Source organism: Chryseobacterium sp. NRRL B-14798 (assembly GCF_050470705.1).
Classification (GTDB): domain Bacteria; phylum Bacteroidota; class Bacteroidia; order Flavobacteriales; family Weeksellaceae; genus Chryseobacterium; species Chryseobacterium cupriresistens.
In genome coordinates, this window is record NZ_JBFLUL010000005.1 from 519,719 (window position 1) to 535,644 (window position 15,926).

Here is a 15,926-nt window from a genome sequence, read left to right on the forward strand (position 1 = left end):
GTTTTTCATATTTATTATTTAGTTTTAAATACTTTTAATGATTCAGAACTAAATTTTAGTGCATAATTATCTCTTTCAAACGAAGTGTTTTTTGTATTTACAAAAATGATTGTTTCAGAGAGATCCTGAATTTCATTCATGGAAAAGTGTTCATCCGAAATCAAAAGAACATCAATTTTTTTGTTTACTTCAGAAAGGTCTTTAATATACTGTATTTTTCTTCTTTTTACCAGATAGTTATGGGCTGCCACTGCTCTTTTTTCATCATTCTGAATCAGAGAAAAAATTCTTCGGCTTGCCTGATATAGAGTTAATAAAGCATCTTTCTGTCCAAAATCCGTAGCGATATGAAGAATGTTGGCATCATGAGGAATATGTTTATTCAGTTCGAAATATACTGATTTATTGGTATTAAAGTCTTCTTTTACTTCTTTTACCACTTCACTGTCTTTATACAGGTAGCTCAGGAATAATTTCTTTTTAAAATAATTCTCATTCTCAATCTCTTCGCGCAGTCTGGCAAACTCTTCTCTGAAATAAGCATTGATCTTCTTTGTTCTCTCAGAATAGTTCTGTCCAAAACTCATGTCATCTTTGCTGATTCTGTTGCCTACTTTTACGGTAATACTTCCGTCATAGATAATGAAATCTCCTTTCGGCAGCACCTCAGAATTTCCATGGATATAGAGTGGAAGAATATCCAGCCCGAACTGTTCAGCGAGATAAAAAGCTCCTTTATGGAATCTTTTCACATCGTTGGTGTAAGAACGTTCTGCCTCAGGGAACACAACGAGTGAATATCCCTGGTCAACTTTTTCTTTCAGTTTGTCCATTCCATTCTCGATTCCCTGTGAAACGGGATAAAAGCCCAGTGCTCTTACCAGTTTTCCGAAAACAGGAGACTGATATACCCAGTCATTCACCAGATAAATGATTTTATGGGTAGCCATTGCAATAGCCAGCGTATCGAGGAAAGAAGTATGATTGGCAATGATAACTGCAGGTTTGCTGAAGTCTTCAGATGTATTTTTAATGACCTTCTTCTTTACAAAAGGATTAGAATAAAGAACGGAAGTTAAAAATCTGGCTAAAATAAGTTTGATGATATTCAGGGTCTGCCCTTTGGAATTTTTAACAAAAAAACTTCCGAAGGCAGAAAACAGCAGTCCACCTAATCCGTAATAAAGGAATGAGAATACTGACCATACAAACAATCTGAATGTGATTGGAGAAAGTCCTTTTTTCGCCCTGTTGGTAATGAATAATCTGAACCAGAAAGGATATAGGGTAGAGGTGATAATAATAACGGAGAACATTCCGATCAGGGCTACTAATGCCAGAGAATGCAATGCCGGATGTTTGGCGAATATCAAAGATCCGATGGAAAGAATTGTCGTGAAAACAGCAAGAATAATAGAAATTCTGTACGTAGGTAATTCATTCTTTCCGGTAGTATGCTCTTTTTGCATAGCTTGTGTCAGGAAGATGCTGAAGTCATCTCCCACTCCAAATACCAATGTACACACTACAGTACTGAAAATATTTAATTCCAATCCCAGAAAATAAAGGATTCCGGCTGTAACAACTCCCGTTAAAACAATCGGGAACATGGTGAGAACTGTTAATTCAAAATTCCTGAAGAAAACGATGATCGTTAAAATAATGGCAAGAAGAGAATAACTGATCAGTGTATTGAAGTCCCTTTTCAGCAAACCAAGGAAATTTTCATTCATCTGCTGCCGGTCTATAGCAATGGCATCATGCTGTTTATCAATATCTTTGATGAAAGTGTCTCTTTTGTTTTCGTCTACTTTTACTACATTGGAAACGGTGTAGAAACCATTTTCGCTGCTCATGAATTCTGAAATCTGAAGCGCTTTCACTTGTTGATAATCCTTCAGGCTCAATGCAGAATAATTTTTACGCAAAGCTTCATCAAAACTGTCAAACGCGGAACTGTTGAAGCCGAATTTATTCCCGTTACTGATCAGTTCGGAAATGGCTAGGCTTTTCTTCTGGTCATTCCAGAAACGGTTCCACTGGTCAATTTTTTTCTGCTGATCCTTTTCTGAAAGAACAACGCTTCCGATAGAATTATAGCTTAAGATCTTTCCTTCTTTTTTCTCTTTGTCCAGGAAACTGCTCAATTCGGAATTTCTGGACAGTGCTTCTTCTTCAGAATTTCCATAAGAAATAGTATAAATTGATTTTGACGTAATATCAGAAAGTTTCTGCAGTTTTGCCTCACTGATTTTTAATTCTTTCGGAATATAATTCAGATCCCCGATATCTTCATTGAAACCTACATGTCTGAATCCAAACAGACAGGCAAGAATAATAATGGAACACCCAATAATCAAAGGCTTATTTTTTTCGTACGGATAAGAGCCGATCTTGTCAATGAAATTTGTGTTCAGGTGTTCTCCCTTTTCTTTTGGTTTATAAAGTTGAGGAACAATAATCAATGCTGTGATTGAAGAAAGAATCACAGTAATGGCAGCAAAAAGACCTAAGTCCTTTAATGCTTCAGAACGAACAAAAACGAGACACAAAAAGGAAACGGCTGTTGTTGCACTGCTTAATATAACAGGCTGCGTGATTTCCTTGTAAAGCTCCTCAATATTGTTGTTATGCTTATAATGGGTAAGGATGTGCAGGGCATAATCAATCGTAATTCCAATAAGAATCGCTCCTACACTGAGTGAAATAGCTGAAATCTTATCTTTAATAAAATAAAGGATTAAGAGAGCGAGCAGTACTGAAAATACGGTGGGTAGAAATACAATGATGGGAGTGAAAATATTTCTGAAATAATAGATCAGAAGGATTAAAAGAACCGTCATGGAAATGGCCACTGTATTCTGAATATCTTTTTTGATCTGCTTTGCGTTGGCTACAGCAATTACCGGAGAACCGAAATAGCTGATCTCTGTTTTTCCTTTGAATTGTTTGTTAATACCATCTTTGATGGTGTTGAGCTGATCCACAAATGCCTCATTGGCTTTCGTATCATTGCTTTTGTTTTTAGGATCAATGAAAAGCAAAAGATTTTTTCCGTCTTTGGTAACAATATAGCTGTCTTCGAGTTTGAAGTCTTTGCTGATGTTTAAAGCATTTAATTTTTTGATTCCCAGAAAAGTAAATCCAAGAGGGTCTTTTTTAATAAATTCTTTGGTTACAAGGCTTGTTGGAGAAACCAAGGAGATGTAATTATTTTCTACCTGTTTTGCAATACTGTCTTTCTGGAGTTTCTGATCAATTTCCTTATAATCATTCTCATTAAGGAATAATGGTAGATTCTGATGAACGAAATCAAAGGTTTCAGAGATTTCATTATCGTTCACTTTACCCTGAACAGAACCAATATATTTCTGTAAGGGCTCAATTTTTTTCAGGAAAGTATCTGCCGTTTCAGAAAGCTGGAAGCTGTCTTCGCCGGATCTGTTCTCGATAATAACAATAATCTTATCCGAAAAATTAAGCTGTTTAAGAACTTTTGCAGTAAGATCCGACTTTTCATTTTTGGGTATAATCTGATTGATGTCTTCCTCAAAATTGATCTTCGACGCAAAGAAAATGCATAAAGCGGCAATTCCAAGAGCTGTCAGTACAGATAGAATTTTATTTTTGGAAATCAGATAATATAAAAATATAAAAAGGCGATGCATTGCATTTAAATCAAGTCTGCAAATTTAATTTTTTAAGTATTAGTTCAAAATAGTTAGCGATAAGTTTTAACTGAAAATCAATAAAATATTCTAGGAAGAATGAAAAAATATTCTACTTTTGCAAAAGTTCCCTTTTGAAAAAATGTATTTTAAACCACCATTATTATTAAAAAAATAAGAATCTGTTTTAGATATGTTGAAAAGAAATGATGAAAAAATAAACGGATTTCTATTGGTAATAGTTCTTCCGCTTCTGTTGTTTGCCATGTCTTATTATGGATTTGAATCATCCTACACAAGACTGAAAACATCAGAGAAAACCCCTGATTTTTTATTTTCCTCCGTATATGCTTACAGAGTGATTCCCAATTATCTGAGTGTACAGATGACGGATTTGATGTACAATCTGATCAATGGCCCGCTTTCTTTCTTCAAAGATTTTTTGTCCAAAAACGGAACCCCTTTTTATCATGGGCTTTTCCTTATGAACAGTGTGTTCTTCGTTTTATGTTCTTTGATTTTGAATGCTGTTTTCCGGATGAAATCTACGGGACTTCTTTTGAATGTTAATGCCAGAAGGATTATTCATCTCTTATCTGTATTTTTCATTGTGATCACGCAGTATGCGCCGACAAATTGTGATACCATCGCACTCTTTTGTTATCTGTCAGGTGTATTTCTGACTCTTAAATATCTGGAAACCAGAAAAAATATTTTCTTCTTTACCCTCATTGGACTTATCGGGATCTCTACTTTAGTAAGAGAAACAGCCTGTCTGAATATAGCCTTTTTTGCAGCCGTATTTTTCAATATTGATGAGCTGAAGAAAGGGAATTATGAGGTAATCTGGAAAATTATACCGCTGGTTGCTGCTTTCCTTATTCCCTATCTGGGATTAAGAGCTATACTTGTTCAGGATGAAACGACTTTTGTGGAAGGCTTTTATATCAACAGAAACTTTTCCAGCCCTTTCAATCTTGCAGGGTTGATCTTTGCATTAATAGTGATTTATTTTATATATGGCCTTTGTACAGAGGAAAACAAGAGTGTTTTTGGAAAATATTTTTTCTTTTCCATTCCTTATCTTCTTATGATTACTTTAGTAGGGCTTTTCTGGGAAGTGAGGCTTTTCCTGCCTTTAATTCTGACCGGACTCATCACAGCATATCATCAGTTTAAAAAAACATCAGAAAGTTAGCATGAGTTTACTACATCCATATTATATAATTGCCATCGTCTATATGCTGTTCTTCAGTGTTCAGGAGGTGTATGGAAAGAAGGTTGATAAAAAGTGGTTCTGGTTCCTTGCTGTTTACTTTATTATTATTGTTGGTTTCAGAGACAGTGTAGGCCCGGATTACGGAAGTTATAAAGGAATCTATATTTACTCCGATACCAAAAGCTATTACAGTATCTTTATGAAGATGCTCCATATGGAAGGACCGGAAACGCTGGACGTGGAATGGCTGTATACTTTGATTAATAAGATCCTTCTCAATTTTTTTGATGCACCTTTTTATATGGTAACATTGGTTATTGCTATTTTTGCGATGATCTTTAAAGTAGAATATACTGAGGATAATACTTTTTATCCCTTTACTTTTACCCTTTTCATGTTTATTCCCAATTTCTTTATCGGGGAAAGTGGGCAGATCAGACAAAACCTCGGGACTTTTATCGTGTATTTTGCAATACGGTATATTAAAGAGCGGAAACTCTGGCATTACCTGTTTTTTATATTCATAGGGTCGGGTATACACAGTGTTTGTTACTTATTCCTCCCGATGTATTGGCTGGCCCGCGTTCCGTTAAACAAAACGGTAATGCTGATTATGATTATCGGTTCTGTTTTTCTGTCCCCATTTGAAATATATAGAAGTTTCGGTGGTTTCTTAGATGGGATGGCCTCTAATAGTACACTTGTTGAAGGGTTTAATGGATATATGGATGAAACGGTACAACGACTTAATGGTGGTATCGGAATTCCAGAGGTGATGATGGCAATCCTTACTTTCTTCCTTTTCGTTTTTGATAATAAAATGAAAGAACTTTATCCTTACTATGAATACCATAGAAACTATGCTGTAATCGGGATATGCCTTTATTTTATTTTCAGAAATAACCCTATCTTCTCTTCCAGGCTGGCAGGAGCGTTTATCGGATTCTCATACATTATTATTCCGAATGCCATGTATGTGGTTTCAGGAAGAGTTAAGAATATGATCTATGCATTTATAATCGCACTGGTCGTCTTCAATTTTGTTGTCTTTTCTATATTTAATAATATCACGGCCGGGCGATTTTCGATTGACCGGTATCAAAACCATATTCTTCCTTAGAATTTTGAATCTTAAAATATAAAGACAGCTTAGGGCTGTTTTTTTTTATGTAAATACCTTGTTGGTTTTTATACTGTTTATCGCGTTTTATTTTACATTATTAATAACATAATTCAAATATGTGTGTTTTTATTTGTATAATAAATCACTTTTAATAGAAATGGGCTTAATAATTGTATTCTGCTAAAGACACTAAAACCTAAGGTATGAAAAGATTAGCTGGAAAATTAGCGGCAGTCATATGCCTGATATTATTTGGAATCACTTCCAAAGGTAATATCGGAGGGAATCTTCCCTCGATTGGACATGTAAAAGCAATATGGCTTAGTGAGAATACAGACTCATTGAAACCGGTTCATGAGCCGATGAGATTATTGCTTCCAGACTGGAAAAAAGCACCTAACAGTTACATTTTTGATCCCACTCAGAACAGCGGAGGATTGCTGGTTCCCGTAAAAAAAGCTTATGCGATGTGGGAGGGTGGCGGATATCTTAACGGGAGTGGTATACCGGCAGGGACGGTAACTGCTGATGTTTTATGGGAAGATGTTCATGGACTTATAAAATCCGGATCGAATTACGCCCTTGAAATAATAGGAACAGGGCAGGATGCTAAGATTAAAGTGCCTGTTAATAAGACAAAAAAAGGAAATGCTGTGGTTGTTTTCAGGGTAGATGGTGAGATTTATTGGAGCTGGCATATCTGGGTAACGGATGATCCCACCAATGGAGTTTCCTATAAAAGTTTCAGCAACATAAAAAGAATGAGATGGGATGGAACAACGGAAATTATTCCGGACTCCGACTGGAAATGGATGGACAGAAATCTGGGAGCAATCACAAATTCTATCACGGCATCAGACTGGAACCGGAGTAACGGACTTCTTTATCAATGGGGACGAAAAGATCCAATTCCACCCCTGGTTACAAGAGGAAATGATTTTTATGAAGCTTCCGGATCGATAGGCAGAGTAAGACATAGAGGAGCCAAAAATATGACCAATGCAGTGAGTATTGATGATCTCAGAAAGTTTGTTCTGCTTTCCGCTGCAGAGGTTACCAATAATATAAGGCTTTCTGTAAAAAATCCTATGAGCCTTATTTATGTCAATAAAGATGATAACTCAGGACAGGCTTATTATAACAATAACCTCAATCTTCCGGTCAACTGGTTTGGAAAATCTACAGCGTTGCCCAATAACAGGCTTTCAGAACTCAATCTTTGGTCTGATAATGCACAAGGGAAAATTGAAACCGTTTACAATACCAATGATAAAACAAAACCTTATAGAGATAAATCTCCTTATGATCCTTGTCCCAATGGATGGCGTATCCCTTCAATGCTGGTGGCAAATCTGGCTTCTCCCTCTTATGTGGATGATATCAGAATAGACTTTTCGCCTTTCGGAGTAAAAACCAGTATGGCAAAAAATGTTTTTGAGACCAATAAATATCATATCATAAAGCCTACTGATACAGGAGTTCCCACCTTCATGACAGGATTTAGAATTTACCCTAATCTTGGCTTTGATCTTTCGGTAGTCGGCGGATTTAATATGGGGATTTTTCCCGGAAACGGACAACTTATCAGAGGGGCTCATTCAGGACAGTATAGTGATCAGCATCATATTGCATTGTGGACTGCAACTTTAGCCCGGTTGTTTGATACTTCTCCTGCTGTTACTGTAAGGGGGCTTTCTATGATTCCGGATAAAACACAGCCTGATATTCCGGACCCTAATTATCCCAATATTAAAGGACGGTATTATTATTTTCCTATGGCCGGAATGTATACTTCAGATGCAAACGGCTGCAGATGTATAAAAGATCCGCTCTACACCATTAATGATTATGATTTTCCAACAGAATATCTGCCTGCAACTGCAGAATATAACGAAGGTTTGAATAATCCGAATACCTATCAGGTTGTTAAAAGCGAAACAGGTACAACTATCGAAATTCCGGTCAGTAAAGCATTTTCTGTGCAAAGTCAGTTGCTGGATAATATTGAGATATTGAACCCTTCCAATTTTAATAATTTAAAAACTAATGTTCTCTGGACTACCAATACAGCTTTAATCAGCAGGATCTCAATAGTAAATCCTTCACCTTTATCACTACAGGATATCAGCAATTCTAAAATATCTGTAGAAATTGCTCCCAATGAAAGTGGAAATGCTGTAGTTACATTGCATAACGGCAGTGCATCTTCCCCGGTATATTGGAGCTGGCATATCTGGGTTACGGATTCTCCTGTGGGATCTTATTCTTATACTACAGAAACTCCTGCAGCAGTTACAAATTATGTGAATTATGTCAATAAAGCTGATGTTGCATTACAGACCGTTTTTATGGATCGTAATCTGGGGGCAACAGATGTTTTTCCCAACGTTGTCAATCCTCAGGCTCCAACTGCTGATGAACTGTTAAAAATCCGTGCCTCTACAGGAATGCACTATCAGTGGGGAAGGAAAGACCCTATCCCCCCATTCCAGTATGCAGATAACAGGAGTTTTTATAATGTATTTCTGGGAACTCCTGCTCCCAAGGGAGCAGTTTCGTACAGTACGCTTGATCAGTCTGACTATAATAATCTTTCAGGAAACTATATTGTACCTTACAGTACTTATGCCTCACTGTCAAATGTACAGGTAACCGATAAACCGTCAGAAAAAATCTCCAAGATCATATCCTATTCTGTGAAGAATCCTCTGGTATATATGATTCCAAGTACTTTTGCTCCTTACAACAGTACAACACCCAATTATACCAACGGTACAGACTGGCTGGCACAGGAACCCAATTTAGCTCCTGACAGATGGGGAAGAGGGGGTAAAAAATCACCTTTTGATCCTTGTCCTGAAGGTTGGAGAATTCCGGACCTTACAAATGTCGCGTTGGTTTCCGGAGCAGATTTCGGACAGACACCATGGTACAAAAAAGATAAGAATATAGCAACCTCATACAGTATTGCCACAGATTATTCAGGTATAAGAGTAAGAAATTCTGCCAATGCTACAGTAGGATATATCTTTAATAATCCGGCATATTCCATAGGAAATTATCCTGATTCCGGATCAAGAGGATTCAGAAGTGTGATGGCTAATCAAAGTGCTCAGGGAACATTTAATATGCTAAACTTTCAGTATCCTGCTGTATGGACGGCTGCTTTAAATTCAAATTATATCGGAAGATCTATTAATCTGTTGTTTGATGCAGCTTCTACCACTAACAGAATGATTGTCTTTCATGACAATAATGACCCCTACTTCGGAACAGGATGCCGATGTGTGAAAATAAAATATGATGCTAATGGTAATGAAGAGGGTCCTGCATCAGGAATTTCAGTTATACCCAATAGCTATAAATTGATTAAAGAAAATGCAAAATCTACGGTGATTAATAACAAGATCTCACTCTATCCGAGTCCTTTTTCTAATATTCTTTACATCAGGGCTGCAGAAAATAAAGAGTACAAATTTGAGATTTTTAATATGCTGGGACAACTTGTAAGGTCTGGGCATTTTATCAATAATCAGACAGATCTTTCATCTTTAAACGCAGGAGTGTATTTAATAAGAATAAATAATTCTGAAGCGAATGTAAAAATTGTAAAACAATAAATAAAATAAGATACTAAAAAGCAGAATAAGACTTCTTGTTCTGCTTTTGTATGAGCCGGCATATTTCTTACATCTATTATGGCTGATGAAAAATTCTATATCAATGAATGCTGATTGTTGTATAACAGTCTAAAACCTATACTACAAAGGATTTGTTTATTCAAAAAATGAGTATTGAAAGAGAGTATAAAGCGCCCTGATTATTAAATTAAACCCTTTTAACAAAAAGTATATAATAAAAAAGCTTTACTTTTGCAAAAATTTTTAGTTAGAATGTCGAAAAATTTAGTAATCGTAGAGTCCCCGGCAAAAGCAAAAACTATTCAAAAATATCTAGGAAAGGATTTTGAAGTGAAATCCAGTTTCGGACATATCCGGGATCTTCCTAAAAAAGGAATGGGGATAGACCTTGCTACATTCAGTCCTGATTACGAAGTTTCAGCAGACAAAAAGAAACTGGTAACCGAATTAAAGGCTGCCGTAAAGAAAGCCGATATGGTATGGCTCGCTTCCGATGAGGACCGCGAAGGAGAAGCTATTGCATGGCATCTTGCGGATGAATTGAAGCTGAAGCCTGAAAACAGAAAAAGAATTGTTTTCCACGAGATTACCAAAAACGCCATTCTAAAAGCAATCGACAACCCAAGAGATATTGATCAGAACTTAGTAAATGCCCAGCAGGCAAGAAGAGTGCTGGACAGAATCGTAGGTTTTGAAATGTCTCCCGTTTTATGGAAAAAAGTAAAACCGGGGCTGTCTGCAGGCAGAGTACAATCTGTAGCAGTAAGGTTAATTGTTGAAAGAGAAAAAGAAATCCGTGAATTTACGCCAAAAGCAAGCTTTAAGCTGGACGGAATCTTTTTAAATAAAACAGAGCAGGAAATTGCTGCTAAGCTTAAAAAAGATTTTGAAAAGGAAGAAGAGGCTGAAAAATTTCTGGAACAGGCTAAAACTACAGAATTTAAAGTTCTCAATGTTGAAACCAGACCAGGTACACGTTCCGCGTCAGCTCCGTTTACAACTTCCACTTTACAGCAGGAAGCTTCGTCAAGACTTGGATATAATGTGACCAATACCATGCGGCTGGCACAGAGATTATACGAAGAAGGGTTTATTACCTATATGAGAACAGACTCTGTAAATCTATCCCAGGAAGCTATTGAAGGAGCTAAGAAACAAATTATCTCAGAATATGGAGCAGAATATTCTTCTCCAAGAAACTATACCACAAAATCAGCTTCAGCACAGGAAGCCCACGAAGCGATCCGTCCTACGGATTTTGGAGTGAAAAGCATAGGAGATGCACAGCTGAACAAACTTTATCAATTAATATACAGAAGAACACTTGCTTCTCAGATGGCTAATGCCAAAATTGAAAAGACAGTGATCGAAATAGGAAATACATCATTACCGCATCATTTTGAGGCACAAGGAGAAGTTATCATCTTCGACGGTTTCCTGAAAGCCTACGGAATTGTAAAAACAGAGGACGATGATGATGAAAACAACGATAAGCTGCTGCCAAAAGTAAGCGTGGGAGAAGTTTTGAGCTATAAAACCATTACTGCTACTGAAAAGTTCACAAGACCAAGTGCAAGATATACTGAAGCCGGGCTGGTGAGAAAACTTGAAGAATTAGGGATTGGTAGACCTTCTACTTATGCGCCTACCATTCAGACTATTCAAAACAGAGAGTATGTGGATAAAAGAGAAATCGAACCACACACCCGTGAAGTGATCAAAATGTCTCTGACAAAAGATAAGATCAAAAAAGTAGTTCTTGAGGAGAAGTTTGGCGGTGATAAAAATAAATTCGTTCCTACAGATATAGGTGAAGTTGTTAATGACTTCCTTACAGATAACTTCAGGGAAATCCTTGATTACGGTTTCACGGCACGAGTTGAAGAAAGCTTTGACGAAATTGCAAGTGGTGATCAGAAGTGGAAAGAAATGATGACGAATTTCTACTCAAAATTCCACCCGAGAATTGAAGATGTAGAAGAAAATGCAGATCGTGCAACAGGAGACAGACTTTTAGGAGTAGATCCTAAGACCGGTAAAAATGTACATGCAAGAATCGGAAGATTCGGAGCAATGATTCAGATCGGAGAAACGGATGATGAGGAAAAACCAATCTTTGCTTCATTAATGACAGGGCAGAATATTGCAACCATTACTTTTGAAGAAGCGCTGGAACTGTTTAAACTGCCGTTTGACTTAAGCGAAGTTGACGGACAGCCGGTTTCTGTAGGAGTAGGAAGATTCGGGCCTTATGTGAAATGGGGTGAAACGTATATCAGTATTCCGAAAGGTGAAGATCCGCTTTCTGTAGATCAGAAACGTGCTGAGGAGATTATCAATGAAAAGAAGATTGCTGATGCTCCTATTGCAACCTATAAAGGTGAACCTGTCACGAAAGGATCCGGAAGATTCGGACCATTTATCAAGTACAAAGATATCTTTGTGAATGTTCCTAAAAGATATGATTTCGAAAACCTTTCACAAAGTGATATCAATGAACTGATTGACGCTAAATTGGAGAAAGAAGCCAACCGATATATCCAGCAATGGGAAAAAGAAAAAATCTCCATTGAAAACGGAAGATGGGGACCTTTCATCAAGTTCGGAAAAGCCATGTTCAAAATTCCAAAAAAAGCAGACGATACAAAATATGAAGCTGAGGAACTGAAAGAACTTTCTCTTGATGAGGTTAAAAAATGGATTACAGATCAGGATCCGAAAGCTTTTGCAGAAAAGAAAAAACCTGCAGCAAAAAAGGCAGCCACAGTTAAGAAGACTACTGCAACAGCGAAAAAAACTGCAACTAAGAAACCTGCAGCTAAAAAATAAATAATCCTTATGGTTACAATACAAGCCGTCAACTCCTGTTGACGGCTTTTTTTATGAACAAAGAGAAACATGTCTTCTCAGTTCCTGTGTTTTTTGTATGTTTGTTATATCAAGCAATTAATCAATTATTACATTTTAAATTAAAATATGGATTTCGAAGACTTTATCATTTCACCAAGAAATTTTAAAACAGAGAGCTGGCAGATAGGAAATCGGATTACAAAAGATATCAGAGAAGACAGTATTGTTCTTTTGTTTGTATCAGACTACAGAGGTGCGGGCGGCGATGCGGAAGTGCAGGATTTTACGGCGGTAAGAAAAGAATTTTACAAGCTTTCACAGATGGATTTCGAAATTCCTGTTGTAGACCTTGGTGATCTGGTATCCGGGAAATCTGTTCAGGATACTCACTATATCTTACAGGAAGTCCTGTCGGCATGTCATTATAAAAGAGCTATTCCGGTAATTATCGGGGGCTCCAATGACTTTGCTTTCTCATTATTTTCAGCATTGAATTTCCATAAGAAAAGCATCAACTATACCCAGATCAGTAATATTATTTCCCTTCAGCAAGGTGAAACCATCAATGAAAATACTTTTTTGAGCAAAATTTTCGGAGCCAAAAATTTCTCCATTAAAAACTACCATCATCTGGGCTACCAGAAGCATTTGAATGAATTGGATTCTGTAAGGCTGATCAAAGAAGTAGAATTTGATATTATCCGGCTGGCTGAAATGATGAATTCTACAGAAAAAACAGAACCGTTCTTCAGAAAAGCAGATCTGGTGACCGTAAACTGTGATGCTATTGAAAGCTTTAGTGAGCCCTTTTCAATGAATCCACAGGTAAATGGTTTGAACAGAAGAGAGATCTGTGCCTATATGAAGGAAATCGGATTGAGTGAAAACCTGAAATCTGTCGGAATTTTTAATTATAATATTTATTCTGAAAACCAGTTGAACCATCAGCTCTTAGCACAGATGCTGTGGTACCTGATCGAAGGAATCAATATCCAGCATTCCCATCCGAAAGAAAGGCATTATGAGCTGTTCTACGTTTTGATAGATGACAGACAATATGCATTCAGACGTGATACTTTCAGTAATTTGTGGTATTTTGGTGATGATGAAAATATAGAAAACTGTATTCCCTGCTCCAGAAAAGATTTTGATGAAGCTAAAAAGGGCTGGCTGAATGCAAGACTGACGAAAATTTAATGTATGACAAATGTTCCCTCAAGAGTATCCATTATTGTTCCCGTTTATAATGTCGAAAACTATTTGGCAAAATGCCTCGATTCTCTGGTAAAGCAGAGCCTTTCTAATATCGAGATTATTGTAGTAAACGACGGAAGCAAAGATAACTCTGAAAAAATAATTAAAGAATTTGCACAAAGATATCCTGATAAAATAAAAGCCTTTACCAAAGAAAACGGTGGACTGAGTGATGCCCGTAATTTTGGAATCGACAGGGCTGCCGGAGATTATATAGGTTTTGTAGACAGTGATGATTATGTTACTGAAAACATGTTTGAAGAAATGTTTCTTTTAGCGGAAAAGCATCATGCGAAAATGGTCATCTGTAATATTCAGAAAGTGGATGAGAACGGAAAAATTGTACAAAAATTGACACAGCTTCCCGATATGCCGGAGAAAATAGCCCTTGAACATAACTTTTCTGTATTTTCTGATATCAGCTATTTTGCATGCAATAAGCTGTTTAAAAAAGAACTTTTTAATCAGAAAAGATTTAAAAAAGGAGTTCACTTTGAAGATATTCAGCTGATTCCTCAGCTTTTGCTGGAATGTGAAACCATTGCGCAGACTCAGAATTTTCATTATCAGTATCTTGAACGTACTGATTCTATTACAAAAACCCACACAGAAAAAGGGCTTGATATGTTAAAGGCAGTTTCTGATGTAGAGCAGGTATTCGGTAAATCTTCCTATTCCAATAAAAGCAAGGAATTGAAAAATTTCCAGATTTTTGAGGGAGTTTACTCGTTTTTGGCCTACCTGGCGTATGTGAAAAAAGACGAAATATTTTACAGTATGTCTGATCAGTTAGACCTTTTTATGAAGGAAAGACAAATAAAAATTCAAGATATATTGAAGTATAGTCGTTTTGGTAAGAATTATCTTTTATCTTTGCCTTTGAAGAAAAAGATTTTTTATCTGTTGTTTTTTGGAGGACAAAAAAAATTGATAAGAAAGTTGATTTAGTAAACACAAATGTAAGTACTATTGTTTCGGTCAATAGAAAATGATAATAAAGTTCCTGTTATGATTTTTTATTTTGGAGATACAAGTGCTGAATTAGAAAAGAATGAAAAACTTTGAATTGTTCTTAAGCGGATCGGGGATACCTATTTTCTATATAAAAATAGGATTAGGCTTCGTATTCTCCTTTTTAATTACATTTTTCTCTATTCCTACCATTGTCAAGATTTCAAGAAGAAAGAATCTGATGGATGAGCCTGGAATAAGAAGCTCGCATCTTAGAGAAATTCCCAATCTTGGTGGAATCGCCATCTTTTATTCAATAGGAATCTGTGCCTCTATTTTTGCCTATGAATTGTTTGATCTCTACAAATTTTTATTTGCTTCATTAATTATCCTGCTCTATGTGGGGGTAATGGACGATATTGTTGTAATGAGAGCTTACAAAAAACTTGTTGCACAAATTGTTGTGTCTTCCCTGATTGTTATTGGTTCGGATATCAGAATAAGAAGTTTATTCGGAATCTTCGGCGTATACGAACTGGAGTATTTCGTAAGTGTGATATTCAGTATCGTAACATTTATTATTCTGATTAATGCGTTCAATCTGATTGACGGGATCGATGGGCTGGCAGGAGGTTATTCCGTTATCTGTAGTGCTTTATTTGGAATAAGCTATTACCGTCTGGGGGAATATAATTATCCGCTGGTAATACTGTCTGTTGTTATTATTGGAACTGTGCTGGCATTTTTGTATTATAATCTGTCAAACTACCGTACCCGCAAAATATTTATGGGAGATACCGGTTCTATGCTCCTTGGCTTTTTATTGGCTTTTACATCCATCTGTTTTATCGATATTTTTATAGATAAAAAACTGATCGATGTTCCCAGATATCACCTTCAGTCTGCTCCTGTAGTAGCGGTAGCTATTCTGATTCTTCCGATTGTAGATACTCTGAATGTCATTATGATCAGGCTTTACAACAAAAAGTCACCATTTGATGCTGATAAAAACCATATTCATCACAAACTGCTGAAATTGAATCTTACCCATAGGAGATCAACTTTTTATATTATTCTTTACTATCTGATGATTGTTGGAGTGGCTTATTATTTAAGACATATTAATGTCAATCTTTTATTATTGGTGATTGTTTCACTGGGTTTTTTTGGTGCATATTTGCCAGATTTACTATATCGAGTAAGAAATAACAAAAATTAAC

Annotated in this window: 8 protein-coding genes; 7 read left to right on the forward strand and 1 reads right to left on the reverse strand. The window is 36.4% G+C overall.

Features of this window, described 5'->3' with window-relative positions:
- Positions 1–14: 14 nt before the first annotated feature.
- Positions 15–3,668 carry an MMPL family transporter gene (locus AB1278_RS02800; RefSeq protein WP_429812288.1) on the reverse strand — a complete coding sequence of 1,218 codons (3,654 nt, stop codon included), beginning with the start codon at positions 3,666–3,668 and terminating at the stop codon, positions 15–17.
- A gap of 193 nt (positions 3,669–3,861) precedes the next feature.
- Here AB1278_RS02800 and AB1278_RS02805 point away from each other — a divergent pair, with 193 nt between their 5' ends.
- The 7 genes from AB1278_RS02805 to AB1278_RS02835 all read left to right on the forward strand — a co-directional run bounded on the left by AB1278_RS02805 (position 3,862) and on the right by AB1278_RS02835 (position 15,925).
- Entirely contained in the window at positions 3,862–4,866 is a 1,005-nt protein-coding gene (locus AB1278_RS02805) for a hypothetical protein (RefSeq protein ID WP_202839858.1), read from the forward strand.
- A 1-nt stretch (position 4,867) separates the two neighbouring features.
- Positions 4,868–6,007: an EpsG family protein gene (locus AB1278_RS02810; protein WP_228406498.1), complete on the forward strand. Its 1,140-nt coding sequence runs from the start codon at positions 4,868–4,870 to the stop codon at positions 6,005–6,007.
- 206 nt (positions 6,008–6,213) lie between these two features.
- A complete protein-coding gene (locus AB1278_RS02815) occupies positions 6,214–9,630 on the forward strand; it encodes a T9SS type A sorting domain-containing protein (protein ID WP_429812292.1) in 3,417 nt (1,138 codons plus the stop codon).
- 273 nt (positions 9,631–9,903) lie between these two features.
- Positions 9,904–12,480 (forward strand): type I DNA topoisomerase, encoded by a 2,577-nt coding sequence (topA, locus tag AB1278_RS02820; protein ID WP_429812295.1) that lies wholly within the window; start codon positions 9,904–9,906, stop codon positions 12,478–12,480.
- Between the two features lie 147 nt (positions 12,481–12,627).
- The gene (locus tag AB1278_RS02825) at positions 12,628–13,698 is read left to right on the forward strand and encodes a formimidoylglutamase (protein ID WP_429812298.1); all 1,071 of its coding nucleotides are present in this window, start codon (positions 12,628–12,630) and stop codon (positions 13,696–13,698) included.
- Positions 13,699–13,701: 3 nt separating this feature from the next.
- Complete coding sequence (locus tag AB1278_RS02830) at positions 13,702–14,703, forward strand: glycosyltransferase family 2 protein (protein WP_202839851.1); 1,002 nt, start codon at positions 13,702–13,704, stop codon at positions 14,701–14,703.
- A 103-nt stretch (positions 14,704–14,806) separates the two neighbouring features.
- The gene (locus tag AB1278_RS02835; protein ID WP_202839848.1) at positions 14,807–15,925 is read left to right on the forward strand and encodes a glycosyltransferase family 4 protein; all 1,119 of its coding nucleotides are present in this window, start codon (positions 14,807–14,809) and stop codon (positions 15,923–15,925) included.
- Position 15,926 lies beyond the last annotated feature (1 nt).

Coding starts and splice junctions, on each gene's coding strand:
- AB1278_RS02800 (WP_429812288.1), bottom strand. CDS start 3,668: ATGCATCGCCTTTTTATATTTTTATATTATCTGATTTCCAAAAATAAA.
- AB1278_RS02805 (WP_202839858.1), top strand. CDS start 3,862: ATGTTGAAAAGAAATGATGAAAAAATAAACGGATTTCTATTGGTAATA.
- AB1278_RS02810 (WP_228406498.1), top strand. CDS start 4,868: ATGAGTTTACTACATCCATATTATATAATTGCCATCGTCTATATGCTG.
- AB1278_RS02815 (WP_429812292.1), top strand. CDS start 6,214: ATGAAAAGATTAGCTGGAAAATTAGCGGCAGTCATATGCCTGATATTA.
- topA (WP_429812295.1), top strand. CDS start 9,904: ATGTCGAAAAATTTAGTAATCGTAGAGTCCCCGGCAAAAGCAAAAACT.
- AB1278_RS02825 (WP_429812298.1), top strand. CDS start 12,628: ATGGATTTCGAAGACTTTATCATTTCACCAAGAAATTTTAAAACAGAG.
- AB1278_RS02830 (WP_202839851.1), top strand. CDS start 13,702: ATGACAAATGTTCCCTCAAGAGTATCCATTATTGTTCCCGTTTATAAT.
- AB1278_RS02835 (WP_202839848.1), top strand. CDS start 14,807: ATGAAAAACTTTGAATTGTTCTTAAGCGGATCGGGGATACCTATTTTC.